Origin of the sequence: Paenibacillus sp. URB8-2 (genome assembly GCF_013393385.1) — a bacterium.
Taxonomy (GTDB): domain Bacteria; phylum Bacillota; class Bacilli; order Paenibacillales; family Paenibacillaceae; genus Paenibacillus_AQ.
In genome coordinates, this window is the sequence record NZ_AP023239.1 from 2,101,982 (window position 1) to 2,122,840 (window position 20,859).

Sequence of the window (20,859 nt, forward strand, 5' to 3'; positions counted from 1 at the left end):
TGCGGCGCCTTGATTTGATAGGCGCCGCCGGGGCATTTTTGTAAGAATATGTAGCGAGTTACAGCTTCTCAATCTTGAATACAAAGCGCCATGTGGCCGTATTTCCGGAATACCGTCCGCGATTCTCGGTAACGGTGACATTTAAGGTTTTATTGATCGAGGATTTAAGAGAAGACAATTTGACCGTGACAGTGTCGAATCCGTCTTCGGGATATTTGTCCTGCTCCTGTGCTTCCGCTCGAAGCTTGATCGAACCCGTTGCGCTTACGGTCACTGAAGACCCTTCCTCAAGCTCCTTGCCGTTGACATAACCGCCCCACCACCACTCATTGCCCACATGCTCGTTCTCAACCAGTTCCGCGCTTACGTAGGTTACTTTAAACTTCGCTGCCTTTCCTGCCGCTAAAAGCGGCTGGGCCGAGAGGATAAAGGCCAGCATGAACAAAAGACTCACCTTTACCGCTTGCTTAATCACGTGTTGCATCTCCTTGTGAACTATTTTCTTCCAATTATAGCACCCGAATTTTACTAGGTATATAGAACTATATGGAAATAGGATGAGGTATGATACATTCAGGGCATCAGATTGAAAAGGAATGATCACAAGCCATGGACTGTTAACCTATCCGCCATAAGAAAATCGGTTGATCCGAGTTTTCCGGGATAGGAGCAGTATGCGCTTTTTTATAGCTGCAGCAAGTAAACCGGCCTTCATTAAGAAGGATGGTATCTTTGTACACAGCATGCGCCTCCTATCCGATTACCGGACAAGGGGGCTTTTTGTATTTTGAGAGAGTGCAGTAGAGGAGGGGTTAATGATGACAAATCGGCAGTATGAGATTTTGGAGCGTCTTCCAACGGTGATGGAGCATAACGCTCTATGGAAATCCGTCGGTTGGGGAGAGGTCGATCCGGAAATGACGGAATGCTCCATCGCAGGCTCCGTGCATGGCGTTGTCGCGGTTTGCGGTGAGGAGGTTATCGGTATGGGGAGAACCGTCGGCGACGGATCGATGTATTTTTATATCCAGGACGTGGCGGTTCTGCCCGAACATCAGCATAAAGGAGTAGGCCAATTAATCGTTGAGCGTCTGCTGGCTGATATCGAAAAGCGCCGGATTTCCGGCGGCATCGCTTTTGTAGGGCTTTTTGCGGCTACCGGAAAGGAGGTCTTCTACGAGCGCTTCGGATTTAAAGATCATTCGCCCGATATGACGGGCATGTTTGCCGTGCTGAAATGAAATAAAAGGAGCAGCTGTGCTGTGTCCATTATTCCATATAAATTTCTACGATTGCGATCTGCCGTTCCCGGGCCAGGTCGATGAAGCGGCCTTCGCTCTGTACGAGAGGCCGAAATACGTCGATTGGATTATTCATAATGATGATGCCCATTTCGCCGGTGCTGAGCAGCACTCTTTTTCCGATAAAGTTCGGAATCAGATGCTGGATAAAGGCTTGTACGAATTTGCCGTTCAGCTTGCCGAAGCCGAGATTGTGCAATTCCCGCAAAACACTGATAAATTCCTGCTTTGACTGAAACACGCGGGCTGTTGTCATTGCACTGTACACGTCCGCGATTGCGGCGATTTGGGCGTAAGGATGAATCTCGCTTGATACCAGACGGGCGGGATAACCCGAACCGTCCTCGCGCTCATGATGCTGAAGAGCCACGAGCGCCGTGTTCTGGTCGCTCATGGAGTTGCGGATGATTTCATAGCCGTATGTAGTGTGCCGCTTGACCTCCTGAAATTCCTCCGGAGTCAGTTTGCCGGGCTTGTTCAGTAAGGCTGTCGGGATTCGGCATTTGCCGATGTCGAGCAAATATCCTGCCCGGGAAATTTCGTAGCATTCCTGCTTGGTATAACCGAGCCAGGAAGCAATATAATAGGTTAGCATGCCGACCTGAAGGGAATGGTTGTAGGTATATTCATCCTCACGATCCAGCAGAAGGAGCAGAGTAACAATATCTTTATGCTGGTCGAGCGAATTAAGCAGGGGGTTCAGGATATCGTCAACCATGGACCGGTTAAAGCTTCCTGTGGTTAACGCTTCCAGATAGAGGGATTTAAAACCTTCAATACTTTGGTTAAATTCCGTATTGACCGTCTGAAAGACACGCGGAACCGAAGCGCTCGATTGAGGAGCGTCCTCAATGTCAACATAGTCCACATCATGCTGCATCAGTCTGGAAATGTCATCCTCCCGGAGCTGGGCTCCTTTGGAAAGCACATAAATGCCCCTCTTGCTGAAGGTATCGTCCTTCAGACAATCGCCGGGCTTTAAATCCGTGACGTGCACTCTCAAAACTAATGTCACCTCTTCCAGTTATTTACTTAAAGAATAACAAGAACAGGTAAAATTTTCAATGAAAATCAGCGGGGGGGAATAGGCCGATTGTTGCTGGAAGCGGGGTCCGCACCCTTCCATGTTTCGGATGATTCGCCTATGTCTTTCTTCCATATTGGCACCATGCGTTTCAGCTCTTCGATCGCATAGCGGCTGGCCTCGTAACAGGCGGCACGATGCGGGGAAGATACGGCGATTACGACGCTGGCCTCTTGTACGCCTACATGTCCGATGCGGTGGGAAATGGCGCAGCGCGCCTGCCATCGTTCCATGACTTCCCTGCCGATTTTCTCAAACTTGGAGAGGGCCATCGGAACATAGGCCTCGTAGTGCAGGGCCGAAGTCCGCTCGCTGCCGGTCATCTCCCGTGTCGTCCCGACAAAGACTAGGGAAGCACCGTGATCCTTGTCCAGCACTTTGTTCAGGATGTCTTCCGTACGGAGCGGCTGCTCCGTTACGGTATAGAGTCCATCCTGAGTGCTGTTCTCCTCCGGGGAGGGCTCTCCTCCGGAAACCGGAGGAATAAGCGCCACTTCAGAGGATTCGGTAATTACAGTGTCTTCGGGAGCGTATTCGCGATCGACGGCCACCATGGAAACGGCGATCTGACCGGCGGCTTCCGGATAGGAAGCGGACAGGAGCTCCTTGAGCTTACCGGCGGTTACCGGAGGCTCGGCTACGTGGAAATTCAGGGTCTGGGAGCCGATGACTTCAGCCAGCCCCGCGAAAAGACGAATGGAAAGTTGCATGCTCTGTTCACCTCGCTAATGATCATAATGACTACAATATACCATAATGTCTTTGAAAATGTTATGCTAGGCACTATAGACAAACTGCCTGCCGCCCCTTATGGGCGCGGCTTCACAGCCGGAAGGAGCTTGGACGATGAGGCCTGAAACAGGGCGTCTTACAATTCTTCATACCAATGACATTCACAGCCACTTCGAGATGATGAGCCCGCTTGCCGCCGCTATTGCAAGGCAGAAAAAAGAGGCCTGGAGCAGTCCCGTACTGCTGTTCGATATCGGTGATCATATGGATCGGGCCGCCGCGGAAACCGAAGGCACCTTGGGGCAGGCGAATATCGATATGATCAACCTTACGGGCTATGACGCCGTTACGATCGGAAATAATGAAGGCCTGACCTTTTCTAAGGAGATGCTGTCATCCGTCTTTACCGGCATCCAGTGCCCGGTCGTCTGCTGCAACATGGTGGAGATTGCAACGGGTGAGCCGCCGCATTGGATGCAGCGCCACGCGATTCTGGAGAAAGAAGGCGTGCGGATCGGAGTAACGGGAGCAACCGCGCCCTTCGCCTCGTTCTATTCGCTGCTCGGATGGGATGCGCTTGAGCCGGAAGAATGCCTTCGGGAACAATGCCGGCTGCTCGCGCCGCAGGTGGATATTGTGATTATCCTTTCGCATTTGGGCCTGCCCGCAGACCGGCGGCTAGCTGAGCGTCTGGACGGGGTTCATGCCATTCTGGGCGGCCATACGCATCATGTACTGGAACAGCCGCTGATTATTGGCGGGACGGCGGTGTGCGGCGCCGGCAAATTCGGACGCTATCTGGGGCGCCTCGATTTTGAACGTGACGAGGGTTCGGGACATTTCCGTTATGTAACAGGAGAGTGCGTACCCGTCGATCCGACATTCTCGGAACCCTCGGTCTCCTCGGCTGCCATCCAGCATTTGGAACGCGGAAGAGAAGTGCTGAGCGAGACGGTTGCCATTACCGACCGGCCGCTGGCTCTGGATCTCGGGGGAGAGTCCCCTTTTGCCAATCTGCTGGCGCAGTCGGTAAGAAGATTCACAGGGACTCCTCTTTCGCTGGTCAATGCCGGTCAACTTCTCGGCCCCCTTCCGGACGGAGAGATCACGACCGGCATGCTGCATGCGCTGTGTCCATCCCCGATTAATGCCTGCATTATGCGGCTGTCCGGCCAGGATATCCGCACAGCGCTTCAGCAGAGTCTGACGGCGGAGTTCCGTCAGAAGGTCATTTACGGATACGGCTTCCGGGGAGAACGGCTCGGCGGACTGGCAGTGGACGGATTAAAAATCTTGTACGATCCTCATGCGATGCCGTATGATACAAATATTGCAGTTTTTGTCGACGGACAGCCGCTTGAGGACCGCCGGGAGTATACGGTCGGGACGCTCGACATGTTCACTTTTCACATGGGATATGAGTCGATTGGCAACGGCGATGACGTTCGGTTCCTGCTGCCTCATTTCCTCCGGGATTTGCTGCGGCTGGAGCTGCAGCGTCCGGGAAGTCTGGACGAGTGCGCGAAGACCCGCTGGGAGCTGAGAAACCACTAGCGGGAGCACCCGTTCATTTCTCTCGGAATTTCAAATTTCCGGGGTTCCCGCACAGTGTACGAGCAAGCATCGGAGCTGAATCCCCGCATTACGGGGCTGTCTTATCACCCAAATTGCAGAACTGTTTAGGAGGCCAAATATGGACACAATCACAGCTATTATTCTCGCTATCGTTGAGGGGATCACCGAATTCATTCCCGTATCCTCCACCGGTCACATGATCCTGACGACCGTGCTCCTTGGATTTGACGAACAGGATAATTTGATGAAGACGTTTGAAATCTTTATCCAACTTGGGGCGATTCTCGCGATTGCTCTCGTTTACCGCCGCCGGATCCTTAATCTGCTCGGAATCGGCCGCAAGACCGAAAGGGGAGGCGTCATGCCCCGTTCGCGGCTCAACCTCATTCACGTTCTTCTTGGTATCGTGCCTGCGCTTGCCGTCGCTTTTGTCGCCCGCGATTTTATCAAGAGCCTGTTCGGAGCGAGCACGGTGCTGTGGGCTCTGGTCGCAGGGGGGATTCTGATGATCGTCGCCGAATGGGTCAACAAGCGCAAAGTGCGGATCACCGCGCAAGAATTGGATGACCTGTCCTACGGACAAGCTCTGGCGATCGGATTGTATCAGATTATTTCCGTGCTGTGGCCCGGCTTCTCGCGCTCCGGGTCGACAATTTCGGGCGGCATGCTGAGCGGGGTCAGTTACAAGGCTTCTGCGGATTTCTCCTTTTTGATCGCTATCCCGATTATGTGCGCGGCGTCCGGTTACGAACTGCTCGATTCCTACAAGGATATCACCGGCGACACGATCGGAATTTTTGCCATCGGATTCCTGGTTTCGTTTGTTGTAGCATATCTCGTTGTTATTATGTTCATGCGGCTGATTCAAAAAATCCGGCTCACCCATTTTGCCATTTACCGCTTTTTACTTGCCGCTTTCTTCTGGCTGTTCGTTATGCGCTAAGATCCGTTTTTCGCGGAGGCGTCACCTTTATCGACTCGCTTACTGGATGTAACGGTATAACTACCCGAGCAATCATGAATATTTTGTATGGCACCCAATTACCGTTAAGGCAGGAGTGAGCCCAAGTTGCGTTTGGTACCTATCAATCGGCTTCAAGAGGGGATGAAGCTGGGTAAAAAAATATATAACGATGAAGGATTAGTGCTGCTCGCGGATGGTGTGGAGCTTACCGGTCCGCTGATCAACCGCTTGGCCAGAATGGATATCGGTTATGTATACATACACGATGCGCTGACGGAAGATGTGGAAATTCCGACGATGCTTCATGATGAGACCCGCAATCAGGCGCTCAAGACGATACGTACCCAGTTCCAGGATATGTCGAACTCATCGGACATTAAGAAAGGCTTTTATCATCTCAACAAAAAATTTTCCAATGTCATGGACTCCATTCTCGACGACATGTCTTCGCAGGAAGATCCGATGATTATGCTTCATGATATGCATACGACCGACAATTACCTGTATGTCCATTCACTGAATGTTTGTCTTTATACTTTGGTGCTCGGAATCGCTCACGGCTACAACAGCGCCGACTTGAGAGTACTCGGGCTTGGCTCGCTGCTCCACGATATCGGCAAGACGCAAATTCCCGTCAAAATCGTCCAAAAGCCGGGCATGCTAAGCGATGAGGAATTCCGGCACATGCGCGCCCATACCGAGATCGGTTATAAGATTCTGAAAGAGGAGCCGAACATTCCTCTCCTGGCCGCCCATTGCGCCTATCAGCATCACGAACGAGTGAACGGGTCCGGGTACCCCCGCGGTATTCTCGGTCCGCAGATTCACGAATATGCGAAATGGATCGGCGTGGCGGATTCCTATGATGCTATGACCTCTAACCGTGTGTATAAAAAGGCCATGCTGCCGCACCAGGCGGTGGAGGCGCTGTACGTCGGTTCTGGTACGCTCTACGAGCAGCAGCAGCTGGAGATCTTCCGGGATCGTGTGGCGATTTACCCGATCGGCTTGAACGTCAAACTGAGCACGGGAGAGACCGGTGTTATCGTCAAAATCGATCCAAGCATGCCCCACAGGCCCGTAGTTCGGATAAATGAGGGTCCGGAAGGCGAGAAGGTGGCTCCCTATGAACTCGATCTGCGCAAAATCCTGTCGGTGGTGATCTCCGATATGACGGTTTAGCAGCGGGTATCTGCAAAAGAATCTTTAAGGGTTCCGTATGGAACCGGCCCCCATGCAGCGGGAACGGGGACGAAGGCGCCTCCAGCCGGAGGATGTCTTCGCCCTTTTTTGTTGCATCTTGCTTTTTGCCCTCCTGCCGCCGCAGAAGCGGCCTTAACGTTTGCGGAACAATGCGTTTTTTTAAAAGTTCATGGTATGATATAGGGTAAGGCAGACGTTTTTCGCGGTTTTTTTGGTTAATAAAGAGAATAAGCATTTGCTATTGAAGGAGTTATTGCCACATGAACAGGATTCAATCACCAACCTCAATACCAAAGGAGCTGTCGCCAAGCTACGATCCGTGGGACCCTATCTCCTCTCTGAGCCGATACGGAAAGCATATGCTTACCAGTGTGGAAATGACAGTCACCAATCTGTGCAATATGCGCTGCGAGCACTGTGCGGTCGGCGACAGTCTGACGACACGGGAAGGAGAATTGCTGCCGCTTGAGAATATGCTGAACCGGCTGGAGGAAGCGGAGCATCTGGAGACGATCAGCATTACCGGCGGAGAACCGATGTTCCGCGCGGATACCGTGGACAACATGATTGTGCCCTTGCTTAAATATGCGAGGGAGCGCGGATTGCGCTCGCAGATTAATTCGAATCTGACGATGCCCTATTCCCGGTATGAGAAGCTGCTCCCTTATCTTGACGTTATGCATATCTCGTTCAACTATGTGAACGGGGACGATTTTCATGAGGTTGGTTTTGCGGGCAGCGGCCATGCCGTGGCGAAAGAGACGGCTTACCGGCTGTATGACACGATGCTGGAGAATGCGCAGCGGCTCAGCCGGGAGGGCATGTTCATTTCCGCGGAATCGATGATCAACTACCGGACACACGGCAAGCTGCCGGAAATTCACCGGTTAATCGGGGAAATGGGCTGCCGTAGACACGAAGTTCATCCGATGTACGCTTCCAATTTCGCGTCTTCGCTTCCGGTCCTGTCGCTGAAGGAGACGGCTGCCGCCATTCAGGCCCTTCTGGACCAGCGGAATCCTGATTTGTGGATGCTGTTCGGAACGCTGCCCTTTTTTGCTTGCAGCTTTCTGGAGGAGGACCGCGAGCTGCTGCGCCGTCTGAAGTCCGAGAAGAACGTTACGGTGCGTAACGACCCCGACGGCCGAAACCGTGTCAATGTCAATCTGTTCACCGGCGATGTATTCGTTACGGACTTTGCCGATATCCCCGCCTTTGGAAATATCGCCGAGCGGAAGCTGGACGATATTTTTGCGGAATGGCTGAGCGAGCACCCGCTCAATCAAAAGGTGAACTGCCACTGCGCCGACGCCGGCTGCTGCGGCCCCAATCTCTTGGTAAAAGATATGTACTACCCGGATATTGACTTTAAATCGAGAAAAGCGATCACTCTGTAGAAATGGGGCGTTGTTATCGTGCATACGGAATTTGAGATCGGAAGTTTAGTGCTTAACCTTCTGCTTGTTCTGTTGCTCGTCTTTTTAAACGGTGTCTTTGTGGCCGCGGAATTCTCACTTGTGAAGGTCCGCCAGTCCCGGCTGACCCAACTTCAAAGCGAAGGCAATAAACTGGCCGGTTATGCACTCAAGGTCAACCATCGGCTGGACTCTTATCTGTCCGCCACCCAGTTCGGCATAACGCTGGCTTCGCTCGGTCTCGGCTGGGTGGGGGAACCGGCGATTTCGGAGCTGCTCGTGGAGCCGTTGATGTTCAAACTGGGGGTTACCGACCATTCCCTGATTTCCACCGTATCGGTCGTTATCGGCTTCTCCATCATCACCTTCCTACATATTGTGCTTGGTGAGCTTGCGCCCAAATCCCTGGCGATCCAGAAGACGGATGGCACAGCGCTTCTGCTGTCGGCTCCATTGATGTTCTTTTACAAGGTGTTCTTGCCGTTCATCTGGGTTCTGAACGCGTCGGCAAACGGGCTGCTGCGTCTCATCGGCGTGGAGCCGGCGAGCGAGGCGGAGGCTGCCCACTCCGAGGAGGAAATTCGCATTCTGATGAATCAGAGCGCGAAGAGCGGTGTCATCGACAAGGACGAGATGAAGCTGATGGACAATATCTTCGAGTTCTCCGATCTTTTGGCCCGCGAGGTTATGCTTCCCCGGACGGATATGGATTGCCTGTATACGAATCTTTCCGTGGAGGAGAATTTGCGGATTGTGACGGAGACCAAGCATTCCCGTTATCCCGTTGCGCTGGAAGACAAGGACCGGATTATCGGCTTCGTCCATATTACCGATTTTTTGCTTGCTCCTCGGGAGCAGCAGAGCAATTTGGCCAGCCTTGTCCGTCCGATTCTGAATGTGCCGGAATCGATCGAAATCAGCCACGCGCTGCGGCTGATGCAGAAGCATCATTCCCAGCTGACGCTGGTTGTGGACGAATACGGCGGCACGGCCGGCCTGCTTACGGCGGAAGAAATACTCGAAGAAATTGTCGGCGACCTGCATGACGAATTCGAGGATGAGCGGCCGGAAGTGGAGCACAAGGAAGGCGGCTACATCTCGGTCTCCGGCCGGCTGCTGATCGAGGATATCAATGATTTGACGGGCATTGAGATCGAGGACGACGAAGTCGACTCCATTGGCGGCTGGCTGTTCAAGGAACTTGAGGGCAATCCCGCCAAGGGCAAACGCAGAGTCGTCGATCATGTGATATTCGAGGTCGAGGAATCCACTCGGCTCCGCATTACCCGGATCAACATCCACCGGGAGCCGGGCGCTTCCAAAGAAGAAGAAGAGGAAGTCCGGGATCGAAACGATTAATGATAATGACAGCCCCGCACATTTATAATCTCAAAAGACTCGCCCCGCGCCTTACGGCGCTCTAACGGGGCGAGTTTTTATTTAGGCTTTAGCCAGTTGAGTGCGTGAAACGCGCGAAACAAAAAACCACCCGCTATGCGGGTGGAGGGATCAAGGGTTTGACCAACAAGAGGGAGTAGAAATTTTAGAAGGTCACATGATGCCAGATCACGTACACATGCTGGTAGCAATTCCGCCAAAGATATCAGTGTCATCATTCATGGGATATATAAAAGGGAAAAATTCGCTAATGATCTTTGAGAAGCATGCCCAATTAAAGTATAAATATGGGAATCGGAAATTTTGGGCAGAAGGATATTATGTGAGTACAGTGGGTTTGAATGAAGCAACCGTAGCTAATTACATTCGTGAACAAGAAGCACACGACCAGGCAATAGATAAACTGAGTGTAAAAGAATATGAAGATCCGTTTAGCGACAATAGGGGCAAAAAGAAATAGACCAGTTTAACTGGTAAGTGGAAGTGACAAATTACACTGAGCCTGAACAGATTTGTGGTCAGGCTAGCGTCTTTAGGCGCAGTTTGGCAACAGGGGGTTATACCCCAAGAGCAAACCACCCGTTGGACGGGTGGTTATGATTTTTTTTCTGAACATCGTCTACATACCGGGCGGACTACATAAATTAATTACGAAGATAATCCTCGGGAGAGCAAGATTTACGCAAAGCCGGGGAAAGCGAAGGAGGAATAGCCGTTGACTTCACAAGCGCCAAACTCCCAAGAACGCGTATATTCGGTTTACGTAGGGCCGTTCGATCCCTGTCCGCCGGTGCCCTGCAAGACGTATGTCGTGCCCCCTCATTTGTTTTTGGGCTTCCAACCCCCGAATCTGCCGCAGTTTAACCTTCCGGAAGCCTTGAAGATCGGCACGCTCTGGCCCGCGCTGTACAGCACGTATACACCTCATATCAGAGGAGGGAATTAGCAAATGGAAGCAACCCCCTGCGATCCCCGCTATTATGAATTGCTGGAGCAGCTTCAGACGCTTGATTTTGCGCTGGTTGAGCTGAATCTTTACCTGGACACTCACCCGACCGATCTGCAAAGCATCCAGCAGTTCAACCAGCTTATCCAGGAACGGACCCGGCTGGCAAAGCAGTTCCAGGAGCTGTATGGTCCGCTGCAAAATTTCGGGCGCGCGTATTCGAAATGTCCCTGGGAGTGGAGCGAAAGTCCCTGGCCTTGGCAGGTATAAACAAACGCAGAGGCGAAAAAGGAGGTTAAGCGCATGTGGGTTTACGAAAAAAAGCTGCAATACCCGGTCCGGGTGAGCAAGTGCGACGTCCGGATGGCGAAATATCTGATCGAACAGTACGGAGGAGCGGATGGAGAGCTTGCCGCCGCCCTTCGCTATATGAATCAAAGATATACCATCCCGGGTAAGGTCATCGGGGTGCTTAACGACATTTCAACGGAAGAGCTGGCTCATCTGGAAATGATAGCCACAATGGTCTACAAGCTGACCAAAGACGCGACTGTGCAGCAGTTGGAGGAGGCGGGTCTTGGCGCCCATTATGTCAACCATGACTCCGCACTTTATTATGAGAATGCCGGAGGTGTGCCGTGGACGGCAGCTTATATTCAGGCAAAAGGGGACCCGATTGCCGATCTGTATGAGGACATTGCCGCAGAGGAAAAAGCGCGGGCTACATATCAGTGGCTGATCAATATGACCGACGACGTGGATTTGCAGGACAGCCTCAAATTCCTGAGAGAGCGGGAGATTGTGCATTCTCAGCGCTTCAGGGAAGCCGTTGAGATTCTCAAGGAAGACGGGGAGTACAAGAGGGTGTTCTGACAAAATAACAAGAATGGATGAGCCATCCTCTTTGAGGAGGGCATCCGCTGGAAATAAATGCCCCGCTAAGTCGGCGGGGTATTTATTTTGACGTATGCGCGGCCTCATACGATTCCTTTAACGGATCGGGAATCCGGTTCGAGTCGGCGGCCCTGCGGTCCGATCGGTGCTTCAAAAGCTCGGATACCGTTACGACGGCATAATGCCGTTTGCGCAGCTCGGGAAGGATGATTTTGAGCGCCTCGACCGTCTGGGTACTGTTGTATACATAATCATGCATCAGGATGATATCACCGCTGCGCACATTGTTCAACACTCTGTTAACTATGCGGCCGACTCCCGGTTTGGCCCAGTCCCAAGTATCCTGATGCCAGGACCACAGCACTAGCTGCATGTGGTTCTGTTTGATAATATCGACGACCGCCTCGTTATACCAGCCGCCGGGAGGGCGGAACAGGATGGGCTTTTGCTGAGTCGCCTGCATAACTGCATCCTGAGTGCTGCTGATTTCTTTCAGAATCCGGATGGAGGATGCTCCCTGGAAAGAGGGGTGGTGGAAAGTATGATTGCCGATTTCATGACCTTCTTCAAGTTCGGTACGCAAAATTTCGGGATGACGCATCGCCTTGTCGCCGACGACGAAAAAGGTAGCCTTCGCCCCGTATTGTTTGAGCAGACTAAGAATTTCCGGGGTGAGCTTCCGGTCGGGTCCGTCGTCGAACGTAAGGGCGACGAGCTTATCCGCAGTGGGTACCTCCCAGACAATTTCTCCGTGTTCCTCGTAATATTCCCTGCTTTTTGGACCCGCCTCCGAAGCGGCGTTCGCGCTCCCTCCGGCAAGAGCTGTGGACAGCAGCAAGCAAATGGACAGTCGATAGACTCGCAATTTCTCATTCTCCTCTCGGCGCTTTTAAAAAACACTTAATTGTTGCACATAGAGCTAGGCTTCCTTGAACGGGCTCCGATTATACGAGGTTTCCGTAATGCGGCCCGCTCTTTCTTTTTGCACTTTAATAGAATGGATCAATAGAGTAGAATAGGAGGGATGCTGGAAAAACTGGCAGGTAAAGCGTTAAAAGAGAGGGGGATTTAGGTTGCGCAGACTCCCGTTAGTCATCATCATGATCCTGCTGGCTCTATCCATTCCGGCCGGGACGGGAACGGCGGCTGCCGTTTCCAATAAAGCAGGGGCTTCTTCCGATATAAGGCTGGTATTTGCCGGCGACGTTTTGCTGGATGGCTACGTCGGGGACCAGATTGCAAAATACGGAGTGAACTATCCCTTCGTTAAGGTGGCGCCCGTACTCAAGAAGGCGGATGTGGCCTTTGCAAATCTGGAGACGCCCGTTTCGACAAAAGGCGAGGCGGCGAATAAAACATTCGTTTTCCGGTCGAAGCCGGGCACGCTGGCCGGTTTGCAATATGCCGGGATTGACGGAGTAACCGTTGCCAATAATCATATCCTGGATTACGGTCAAGCGGGGATGCTGGACACATTGTCCTATCTCGACAAGTACGGTATAGGCCGTACGGGAGCGGGCAGAAATACGGAGGAAGCATTCAGGCCTTATACAAAGACCGTAAATGGCAGGAAAATCGCTATCCTGGGCGTAAGCCGTGTTCTGTCGGATTCTTCGTGGTATGCGGGCAAGAACAAACCGGGAGCGGCCTCGGCTTATACTCCGGAACCGCTGCTGGGCAAGATTAAACAGTCGGCCCAAAACAATGATTTTACGGTTGTTTATATCCATTGGAATCAGGAATTCAAGGATTACCCTGAGAAGTACGCCCGCACTCTTGCCAAACAGATGATCGACAGCGGTGCCGATTTGATTATCGGAGCGCACAGCCACTGCTTGATGGGGATCGAATATTACAAGCACAAGCCAATCTACTATTCTCTCGGTAATTTTGTATTTAACCGCTCTACCCGAGGCGGAGAGAAGACGCTGGATTCGGTGCTCGCGAATTTCCAGATTGCCGGAAACAAGCTGTCGGCCAGCATAACGCCGGTCAAAATCTTGCACGGCCAGCCGGTGTTCATGGATGTGAACTACAACAAGAAGATCATACAGTTGTTGAACAAACTGTCATTCAATGCCGTCGTCGATTCGAAGGGAAAGGTATCCGAGAGAAGTGCAGGCGCAAAATGACAGAAGGAGAAGGGCGGCCGTGTGGCCGCTCTTTTTAAAATATAAGAATGTTTAAGCCGGGGGCTTAACATTTTGACTTATATTTCTACGAGAAGCGTACTTGCGTCTTATAAAGACGCCGTCAGGCGTTTCTTCTTGGTTTTCCCGGAGTCTCTTGCAAAGGTGCTTGAAAAAAACATAGGCCTCGCTTAGTGGCGTTCTTTTGGAATAAACTTGCCAATCGCTCTGATTTTAGTTTAAATTAGTAGTAAATAGACTTGATTTTTGTCGAATTCGGGAAGGTTTGTGTGTTGAATTTGTCGATTGTTATCGGAAGATGTAGAAATATGAATTGACAGGAAAGTTGTGACACTTTACAATTCAAGTTAGAGCGTAATCATTTCTATCCGTTAATGGAACTTTCGCTTTTCTATGTAAATCATTATATAAAGTGTTATTTCAAGGGAGGATTCATTGAATGAAGGCAACAGGAATCGTAAGAAAAGTGGATGAGCTGGGACGTATCGTCATTCCGATCGAGCTTCGCCGCACAATGGGAATCGATATTAAGGACCCGCTTGAAATTTTCGTCGACGGAGAGAAGATTATTCTCAGAAAATATGAACCAACCTGCATTTTTTCCGGGAGCTCGGAGAATCTGATTAACTTCAAGGGCAAGATGGTCAGCAAGGACATTCTCGACGAACTGCTCGAGAGCTTTAATCAGGTATAAATTCAAATTAGCGGAAACGAAAAGATTGAGCCTGACCGCACAGGTCAGCGCTTTTTTTAAGACGGCGCCCCGTGAGAGCGGGAGGCTGAATATAATAGCGAAACGGCAGGATGGGAAGTTCCATGGGAACAGCCAACCTGCCGTTTTTGATTGCGGGGATATTTATAAGCTTTATTGCGGCAGCTCGAGAACATCCTCCAGCTTTCGGATGAACCTGGACAATGTCTTTTGTTTTCCATTATTATAGGGCGTGTAAATGATACTTGCCGGGAGATGAAAGGCATTTCCGGATAATCCACGGGAAGGGAAGAGTCATCCATGAGCAGAGAAGAGCTGGGAACGGAACGACAAGAAACGAAGCCGACGCTACAAAAGCCCGAGGCGATGGTGTTCGATATGGACGGCACACTGTTTCAGACGGAAAGTCTGCTGCTGCCCGCCTACCATAAAATGTTTGATATTCTGCGCGAAGAGGGTCTTTATTCGGGGCCGACGCCGCCGGAGGAGCGGATATTGGGCTGCCTCGGCATGCTGCTGTCGGATATTTGGAAGAACGTCATGCCGGAAGCGGGCGAAAAGGTTCACCGGCGCGCCGACGAACTGCTGCTAAGGCTGGAGATCGAAGGCCTCGAGGCGGGCGGCTCCTTGCTGTATCCCAAGGTTCCCGAGACGCTTCGGAAGCTGAAGGAGCGGGGCGTCCGGCTGTTTGTATGCAGCAATGGCCTGGAGGAGTACATTCATAGTATTGTCGTCGTACATAAGCTGGATGATGTGTTCGAAGGCTTGTACAGCGCGGGCGGTCAGGGTACCTCCACCAAGGTTGATCTGCTGAAGCTTCTTCTGGACAATTACGGCATCGGCAGCGCCTGGATGGTAGGAGACCGTTCTTCCGATGTCCAGGCGGGCAAGGAGAATGGACAGACCGTAATCGGCTGTGCTTATGCCGGATTTGGCCGCAATGACGAGCTTAAAGGCTCGGATGAGATTATCCGTTCCTTTGACCAGCTTCTGGAGCTGTATAACGGTGCGCAGTAAAAGAAGAGCGCAGGAGCGCAAATAAAACCCCAACGAAGCAATCCTGTCCACACGCAAGGCGGGTGGAGGCGATTCGCTTGTTGGGGTTATTTGCTGCCGGAACATGGCTGCGCCTCTTTACTCCTCGATTTTCTTCGAGGATGAAGGCGCCAGCTTGGTCCGGTATATCCATAGCGCGTATTCCAGCGGCTGCTTTAGCGCTTTGCGGTAGGTTTCTCTCTCGCCGGCCCTGGAGAACACTTCCCGGGCCGGTTTGGGATTAACCTCAAGCACATAGATCCTTCCTTCCCGGTCAATGGCCAGATCGAGCGCCAGTTCGCATAAGGTGCCGAAGCTGTCTTCCAGAAAAGCGGCGGCGTCCAGACCGAGCTTCTCGGCCGATTGTATCGCTTTCGCCGCTTTCTCGCTGCTGCCCAGCCACTCCTTCAACAGCGTTTCCGCTTTAACCGCATGACCGCCGCCGTGCAGATTGGAGGTCACGCTCTTGGCTGCTCCTACCCGGCCGGCTATGCCGGTCAGTGCCCAATTGCCTTGGCTGTTCTTCTGAACGAGCATCCGGTAATCGTGGAACCGGCCGCCGGGAAGACGCAGCGGAATACCCTGCTGAACGAGAAAACGGCCGCTGATGCACCACTGGCGCACGATCGACTCCAGCCGGGCCAGGGAAACCCGGCGGGGCTGAATAATCCGGCGGTTTTGGCGCCGGCCCTGGATATCGAACATCCCCCGTGGATCTTTCAGCCGCTCGATGCGCAGAATTCCTCTTCCGCCCGTGCCGTTGATTGGCTTGATATATACCACCGGACTGACCTTGAGTATCTTGTGCAGGTCTGCTGATGAGTGATACAGCAGAGTATCCGGCATATGTTGCCGGAAGCGGCTTTTTTGCGAGAACGTCTGGTGAATCGTCCATTTGTTACGCAGCGGCCGGTTCAGGAAGGTGAGGTGATTGTAACGCGAGCGGAATTGAAGCAGCTGCTGGAAGCGCACACTGCGCTGTATGCGGCACCGGTCGTAAATCATATCGGGAAAGGTCCGCCATTTTCGGCTCCATTCTCCCGTTGCCGGATCAAATACCATCGCATGAATGCGCTGCTTTCCACTGTCGACATCCATCGGCGTGAACACGAAGACGTCCAGTCCGATTCGCTTGCCTTCCGTGATCATTTTGCGATACACCTGTTTTTCTTCAAGCTGCCGGGCGTTGTTCAGATACAGGGTTAGAATGCCTAAGACGGGTTGAGTCACAGGGATTCACCTTCTTGCAATGAAATGGCTGCCCGTCTCAGTTCTGCCGCCTTCCCGGCCGCTTCTGCCCGCGAGAACGCGGGCGGGAAGGAACGCAGGTGCAGGACGGCCGCGCCGGAGGGGCTCCGAGTTAGCCCCACAGCGGCGAGGCCGGCATTGAAGCACATCTTCAGGCTGGCCGCATTGTCCGAAGCGACACGGCATTCGAGCTTTCCGAGACGTTCGAGCTGCGCCCGCAACAGCGAGGCGCCTATGCCTTTGCCCCGGTACAGGGTGTGAACGGCGATCACGCAAGTTTCTTTGCCGTAATCCGTCACAAAGCTTAAGGCTGCGAGCTGGCTGCCGAGCTGATCGCGGATGGTTGCCGTAAGCAGCGACGAACCGGGAGCAGACAGGCGCTCAGGCGTCAGATCTGCCAGTGTCATCCAGCCTTCCGGGGTAATCCGTTTGTCGGCATGGCGGCGGAGAAAGGCAAGGAGCGCGTCGCGCTGCCGGCTCCACTGCGCGGGGCCGGCGGCGTAAATGGAAGATATCCGCATATTGGCTGATCACATCCTTTGCGGAGAGATTGCGGTTTGGCGGGACAAGTGCTGGCTGTATTGAAAGATCCGTTCGAGCGAGAGCCTCCGGATGTCCGGTTCGTCGAATTTCATGGGCCGGGAATTGGCCTCGAAGAACCAGAGACCGCCCCTTTCATCGACGCCAAGGTCCATGGACATTTCGCCCAGCATATAGCCGGAAGCCCGCTCGATTTGCCGGGCGATCAGCAGGGCGGTTGAGGACACGCTTTTCAGGATGGATACGGACCGTTCGGGTCCGAACATGGCTTCAAGCATGCTTGAAGGCTCTTCGACGCTGCCGCCGCGCGGAACATGGGTCGTAATGCTGCGGGAGCCGGCCAGTCTTGCGCCGATGCCTGTAACCCCCCATCCGCCCTTGCCGTTTTTCTGCAGGAGCACACGCAGGTCGAAAGGTCTTCCCTTGCATGTCGCAAGCTCAATCGCCTGCTGAACGATATATCGAGAGTCGCCTCGTTCCTTCCCGATGCGGGACCAGAGACGTTCCATCGACGCCGCCTTATACGTGACGTTCTTTTTGCCGCTTTGGATTTGCAGCCGGTACGGAAGGTCTCCTTCGGTGTGATATTTGATCCGCATGATACCTTTTCCCGCCTTGCCGCTCTCAGGCTTGAGATACAGGCTGCTGTGGGTTTTCAGCATCGACGACAGCGTTCGCGAGCTTCTCAGCCGCCGTGTTGCCGGCACATGCCGGGAAGTGGCATGCGAGCCTTTCAGCCATTCGAATAGGCTCCATTTATTGAAAAAGTAAGGATTGTACAGCCGAATGCCCGGATGCTCCAGACATTCGGCGATTTTGCGGGCTACCGCGGGTTTGGCTTCTTCCTCGCGGGTTGAAATGCGGTTGTATACGACTTGCGGCGGCGGAAGCTGGACGGAGATCCAAGACTTGCCCGGACCCGGTACATACCCGGCAACATAGGGACTCTCCAGCTTCAACTCGCGCACGGTAATCACATAAGCGAGATAGCCAAGTTCCTTTCCTGTACGAATGATATCGCGAAAGTTTTTATGATTGCCACGGAACTGCCTGTTCTTGTCTCTGGTCGTCAATATGGCGATGACGGGTCGGCCGTCTTCGTACCTGATGTTCACATATCATCCCTCCTGCGGAACTTGCTGAGGTATAGGCAGTGCTCCAGTATATGCTCGATGGAGGCTTTGCCTTCAGCCCGCAGGGAAGGGTGGCGGAAAATGGACCGCCCGGGCTTGGCGTTTGCCTCGAACATCCAGATCTCTTCATCCTGGTCGATGCCAAGATCGAAGCCGATCTCTCCGAGCAGATGGCGGTGCTGGGTTTCCAACGATTCCGCCAGCCGGATGGCCGTTTGCTTCGCCCGCTGCAGCACCTCGTCGGCATTGGCTCCGAATACGCGTCCGAGTGCCTGCTGCGGCGTAAGGAGGGAGCCTCCATTTTTAAGATGGGTCGTTACGCTGCCCCGTCCGGCCTTTTTCGCTCCGATGCCAACCACGACCCACTGGTTGCTGCCGTTCTTGTGCATATGGAACCGGAAGTCGATCGGGCAGCCGTCGATTTCGATCAGCCGGATGCCCTGCTGAACGACATAGCTCTGCAGGGTGCGTCCGTGGCGGGACTGCAGCAGCCGCATCAGGCTGTCAAAGGTTCCGAAGCGCAGCAGCACGTTCTTGCCGCCCCGGCGGTAACGGGCGAAATATCCGCGTTTGGGCAGATAGGTCAGCCGGTAAATGCCGTGGCCGAGGCTTCCGGCGGATGGCTTGTAATAGACGAAATGATGGCGTTCCAGCATATCTTTAATGAGATCGGGGTCCGGGCTGCTGTGCGTTTCGGGCACATGCTGGTTGGCGAAGCTGTCGTTTTCAAGCAGACGGTAAATATCCGATTTGTTAAAGAAGCTCCAGTTGAAAAATGGGATTTTCTTACGGATGAACCGTTCCCGCAGCTGGTTGATCGCCGGCGAGGTTTCCGCCCGCCTGCTGGGCAGCCGGTTATAGATGACGTCGGGCAGAGGCACCATCTTGCGCTCGAACTTGCCGTTTTCCGTCAGAAAGTAGCCGTTTACGCGTTCCTGCTGCCAGTTAATGTCCCGGGGCATGAACGCGAAGATATAGCACATGTTGCCGCCTTCGCGAAGCAATTGCTTGATAAATCCCGTTCGGGAACCGAACGGCTGGGCCGAAGCAGCCGGACCGTCGGACAGGACGCCCACAAGCGGACCTAGCTGAACCTCGTCGTTCTGCAGGTTGCGCAAGTAGACGTTGCCCGTTTTAGGCACCTTGATGGCGTTTTGGACGCCCGAAGCCAGAAAAAGATGCTTTCCGGCGCGCTTGATCGGCTTAATCACCGCCGGAATGGCGTCTTTGCCGAGCCTCAGCCGGATGTTCCTCTTCCCGGACAGCTTCAAGCTTTTCATCAGCGCCCCCGATATATATACAACTCTTTGGGGCTGCTTGGTGAAATGGACATTGCAAAATGTGAGACCCATTTATGAATCCTCCTTAGGCACCATTGATATCAATCTTCCGGATAATCCGCGTAAGCTTTCGGCGCTGCGGGGAGAACGGCGCCGCGTCAGCAGCAGGTATCGGGCGTAAGAGAGAGGGTTTTCCGCCGAGCGCCGCGCGGCGTCTCTGTCGCCCGTCAGCGTGAATGCCGAGCGGCCCGGCTTGGAGTTCGCCTCCAGCAGCCAGATCCGGCCTCCGGGATCGATGCCGAAATCGAGCCCGAGCTCGCCGAGACGCCCGAAGGCTGCCTCCAGCAGCGGCGGAAGAAAGGCGGCGCTAAGTTCCACCTCACGCAGAATATCTTCCGCGGCCCCGCCGTATTGCTTCCGCAAAAAGGAAGCGGGATGCACCGCGGTTCCTCCGCCGTGAAGGTTCGAGGTAAGCGAACCGTACGGGCCAAGGCGGGCAGCCATTCCGGCGAGCGTCCAGCCGCCGCCGCCGTCCTTCTGCATAAGCACGCGGACATCGAACGGCTGTCCACCGCCGGTCAGCCGCAGGAACGGCTGCATGATAAAGCCCTGCTTGCCGATAAAGCGGTCGATCCATTCCAGTCCGTCGCGGCGGTCATCAAAGCCGCGGACGATCTCCCGGTTTTCTCCATCCCGGCCCCTTACAAACAGTCCTCCGGATGACGTTCCCCAGAGTGCAGCATGCAGGGTACGCTTTCCGTGTGTGCCTGCCCGGGGCTTCAGAAAGACCCCGTCTTCCCGTTCCGCGAGCATTCGCTCCAGGCTGCGCCGGCCTGCATACCGTTTGGTCTCGGGCAGTAGAGAAGACGCTCTGCGGCTTCGCCGCAGGATTTGATGGACCTTCCACTTGTCCGGCAGCCCTCTCGACCATTCCAGGCTGCGCGCCAGCGCATGCAGTGCCCGGGAGGCGTTCCGTCTTTCCTCCGGATTCCTGCAGAACATCCGGTTATACACAATATCGGGTGCTTCGGCTGTCGCTGCTCGCCATTCTTCGCCGGTTCGGACAAATCCGCTCACCGTCCGGCCGTCGTCCGATACGCCATCGGGAGTGAAGATGATGACGCGCAGACCGTAGGATGGAGCGTCCCGGCACAGTGCGCTGCAGAAGGCGGGTTCGGCCACCGGGGAACCTTTGACGCCTCGGCAGGTCAGAATACCGAGACAGCCTATTTCGGTCACAGGCATGGCG

The 20,859-nt window shown here is 53.6% G+C and carries 21 protein-coding genes and 1 pseudogene; 13 read left to right on the forward strand and 9 right to left on the reverse strand.

The annotated features are described in order from the left end of the window. Positions 1-58 precede the first annotated feature (58 nt). Complete coding sequence (locus PUR_RS09525) at positions 59-475, reverse strand: hypothetical protein (protein WP_232101790.1); 417 nt, start codon at positions 473-475, stop codon at positions 59-61. 340 nt (positions 476-815) lie between these two features. Here PUR_RS09525 and PUR_RS09530 point away from each other — a divergent pair, with 340 nt between their 5' ends. Continuing rightward, positions 816-1,241, forward strand: coding sequence for a GNAT family N-acetyltransferase (locus tag PUR_RS09530; protein WP_179035036.1), 426 nt, complete (start codon positions 816-818; stop codon positions 1,239-1,241). Positions 1,242-1,269: 28 nt separating this feature from the next. Here the strand turns inward: PUR_RS09530 and PUR_RS09535 are convergent, their stop codons facing one another. Then, entirely contained in the window at positions 1,270-2,304 is a 1,035-nt protein-coding gene (locus PUR_RS09535) for an HD-GYP domain-containing protein (RefSeq protein WP_179035037.1), read from the reverse strand. A 68-nt stretch (positions 2,305-2,372) separates the two neighbouring features. After that, a complete protein-coding gene (locus tag PUR_RS09540; RefSeq protein ID WP_179035038.1) occupies positions 2,373-3,095 on the reverse strand; it encodes a molybdenum cofactor biosynthesis protein in 723 nt (240 codons plus the stop codon). Positions 3,096-3,231: 136 nt separating this feature from the next. On the opposite strand from PUR_RS09540, the gene PUR_RS09545 reads away from it, so the two are divergent. The 9 genes and pseudogenes from PUR_RS09545 (at position 3,232) to PUR_RS09585 (ending at position 11,491) form a co-directional block, all read left to right on the forward strand. Continuing rightward, on the forward strand, positions 3,232-4,671 hold the full coding sequence (locus PUR_RS09545; RefSeq protein ID WP_179035039.1) for a bifunctional metallophosphatase/5'-nucleotidase: 1,440 nt from the start codon (positions 3,232-3,234) through the stop codon (positions 4,669-4,671). A gap of 139 nt (positions 4,672-4,810) precedes the next feature. Continuing rightward, positions 4,811-5,635: an undecaprenyl-diphosphate phosphatase gene (locus PUR_RS09550; RefSeq protein ID WP_179035040.1), complete on the forward strand. Its 825-nt coding sequence runs from the start codon at positions 4,811-4,813 to the stop codon at positions 5,633-5,635. Between the two features lie 126 nt (positions 5,636-5,761). Further along, on the forward strand, positions 5,762-6,838 hold the full coding sequence (locus tag PUR_RS09555; protein WP_232101791.1) for an HD-GYP domain-containing protein: 1,077 nt from the start codon (positions 5,762-5,764) through the stop codon (positions 6,836-6,838). A 281-nt stretch (positions 6,839-7,119) separates the two neighbouring features. After that, complete coding sequence (yfkAB, locus tag PUR_RS09560; RefSeq protein WP_179035041.1) at positions 7,120-8,256, forward strand: radical SAM/CxCxxxxC motif protein YfkAB; 1,137 nt, start codon at positions 7,120-7,122, stop codon at positions 8,254-8,256. An 18-nt stretch (positions 8,257-8,274) separates the two neighbouring features. Then, positions 8,275-9,633 carry a hemolysin family protein gene (locus PUR_RS09565; RefSeq protein WP_179035042.1) on the forward strand — a complete coding sequence of 453 codons (1,359 nt, stop codon included), beginning with the start codon at positions 8,275-8,277 and terminating at the stop codon, positions 9,631-9,633. A 163-nt stretch (positions 9,634-9,796) separates the two neighbouring features. Then, positions 9,797-10,132, forward strand: a pseudogene (tnpA, locus tag PUR_RS09570) (IS200/IS605 family transposase); the annotation flags it as partial. A 255-nt stretch (positions 10,133-10,387) separates the two neighbouring features. Continuing rightward, positions 10,388-10,618 (forward strand): spore coat associated protein CotJA, encoded by a 231-nt coding sequence (locus PUR_RS09575; RefSeq protein ID WP_179035043.1) that lies wholly within the window; start codon positions 10,388-10,390, stop codon positions 10,616-10,618. 3 nt (positions 10,619-10,621) lie between these two features. Further along, a complete protein-coding gene (locus PUR_RS09580; protein ID WP_179035044.1) occupies positions 10,622-10,888 on the forward strand; it encodes a spore coat protein CotJB in 267 nt (88 codons plus the stop codon). Between the two features lie 33 nt (positions 10,889-10,921). Then, the gene (locus tag PUR_RS09585; protein WP_179035045.1) at positions 10,922-11,491 is read left to right on the forward strand and encodes a manganese catalase family protein; all 570 of its coding nucleotides are present in this window, start codon (positions 10,922-10,924) and stop codon (positions 11,489-11,491) included. Between the two features lie 82 nt (positions 11,492-11,573). Here the strand turns inward: PUR_RS09585 and PUR_RS09590 are convergent, their stop codons facing one another. After that, complete coding sequence (locus tag PUR_RS09590) at positions 11,574-12,377, reverse strand: polysaccharide deacetylase family protein (RefSeq protein ID WP_179035046.1); 804 nt, start codon at positions 12,375-12,377, stop codon at positions 11,574-11,576. A 235-nt stretch (positions 12,378-12,612) separates the two neighbouring features. Here PUR_RS09590 and PUR_RS09595 point away from each other — a divergent pair, with 235 nt between their 5' ends. The 3 genes from PUR_RS09595 to PUR_RS09605 all read left to right on the forward strand — a co-directional run bounded on the left by PUR_RS09595 (position 12,613) and on the right by PUR_RS09605 (position 15,391). Further along, a complete protein-coding gene (locus tag PUR_RS09595) occupies positions 12,613-13,644 on the forward strand; it encodes a CapA family protein (protein WP_442953835.1) in 1,032 nt (343 codons plus the stop codon). A gap of 457 nt (positions 13,645-14,101) precedes the next feature. Then, entirely contained in the window at positions 14,102-14,356 is a 255-nt protein-coding gene (locus tag PUR_RS09600) for an AbrB/MazE/SpoVT family DNA-binding domain-containing protein (protein ID WP_179035048.1), read from the forward strand. A gap of 318 nt (positions 14,357-14,674) precedes the next feature. Then, on the forward strand, positions 14,675-15,391 hold the full coding sequence (locus PUR_RS09605; protein WP_179035049.1) for an HAD family hydrolase: 717 nt from the start codon (positions 14,675-14,677) through the stop codon (positions 15,389-15,391). Positions 15,392-15,508: 117 nt separating this feature from the next. On the opposite strand, the gene PUR_RS09610 is transcribed toward PUR_RS09605, so the two are convergent. The 5 genes from PUR_RS09610 to PUR_RS09630 are packed head-to-tail and all read right to left on the reverse strand — an operon-like array spanning position 15,509 to position 20,855. Continuing rightward, the gene (locus PUR_RS09610) at positions 15,509-16,639 is read right to left on the reverse strand and encodes a YheC/YheD family endospore coat-associated protein (RefSeq protein ID WP_179035050.1); all 1,131 of its coding nucleotides are present in this window, start codon (positions 16,637-16,639) and stop codon (positions 15,509-15,511) included. Beyond that, a complete protein-coding gene (locus tag PUR_RS09615) occupies positions 16,636-17,178 on the reverse strand; it encodes a GNAT family N-acetyltransferase (RefSeq protein ID WP_179035051.1) in 543 nt (180 codons plus the stop codon). The genes PUR_RS09610 and PUR_RS09615 overlap by 4 nt, the downstream gene beginning before the upstream one ends. A 9-nt stretch (positions 17,179-17,187) precedes the next feature. Continuing rightward, on the reverse strand, positions 17,188-18,312 hold the full coding sequence (locus tag PUR_RS09620) for a YheC/YheD family endospore coat-associated protein (protein WP_179035052.1): 1,125 nt from the start codon (positions 18,310-18,312) through the stop codon (positions 17,188-17,190). After that, positions 18,309-19,682: a YheC/YheD family endospore coat-associated protein gene (locus PUR_RS09625; RefSeq protein ID WP_179035053.1), complete on the reverse strand. Its 1,374-nt coding sequence runs from the start codon at positions 19,680-19,682 to the stop codon at positions 18,309-18,311. The genes PUR_RS09620 and PUR_RS09625 overlap by 4 nt, the downstream gene beginning before the upstream one ends. Then, on the reverse strand, positions 19,683-20,855 hold the full coding sequence (locus tag PUR_RS09630; RefSeq protein ID WP_179035054.1) for a YheC/YheD family endospore coat-associated protein: 1,173 nt from the start codon (positions 20,853-20,855) through the stop codon (positions 19,683-19,685). It abuts the gene before it with no gap. Positions 20,856-20,859 lie beyond the last annotated feature (4 nt).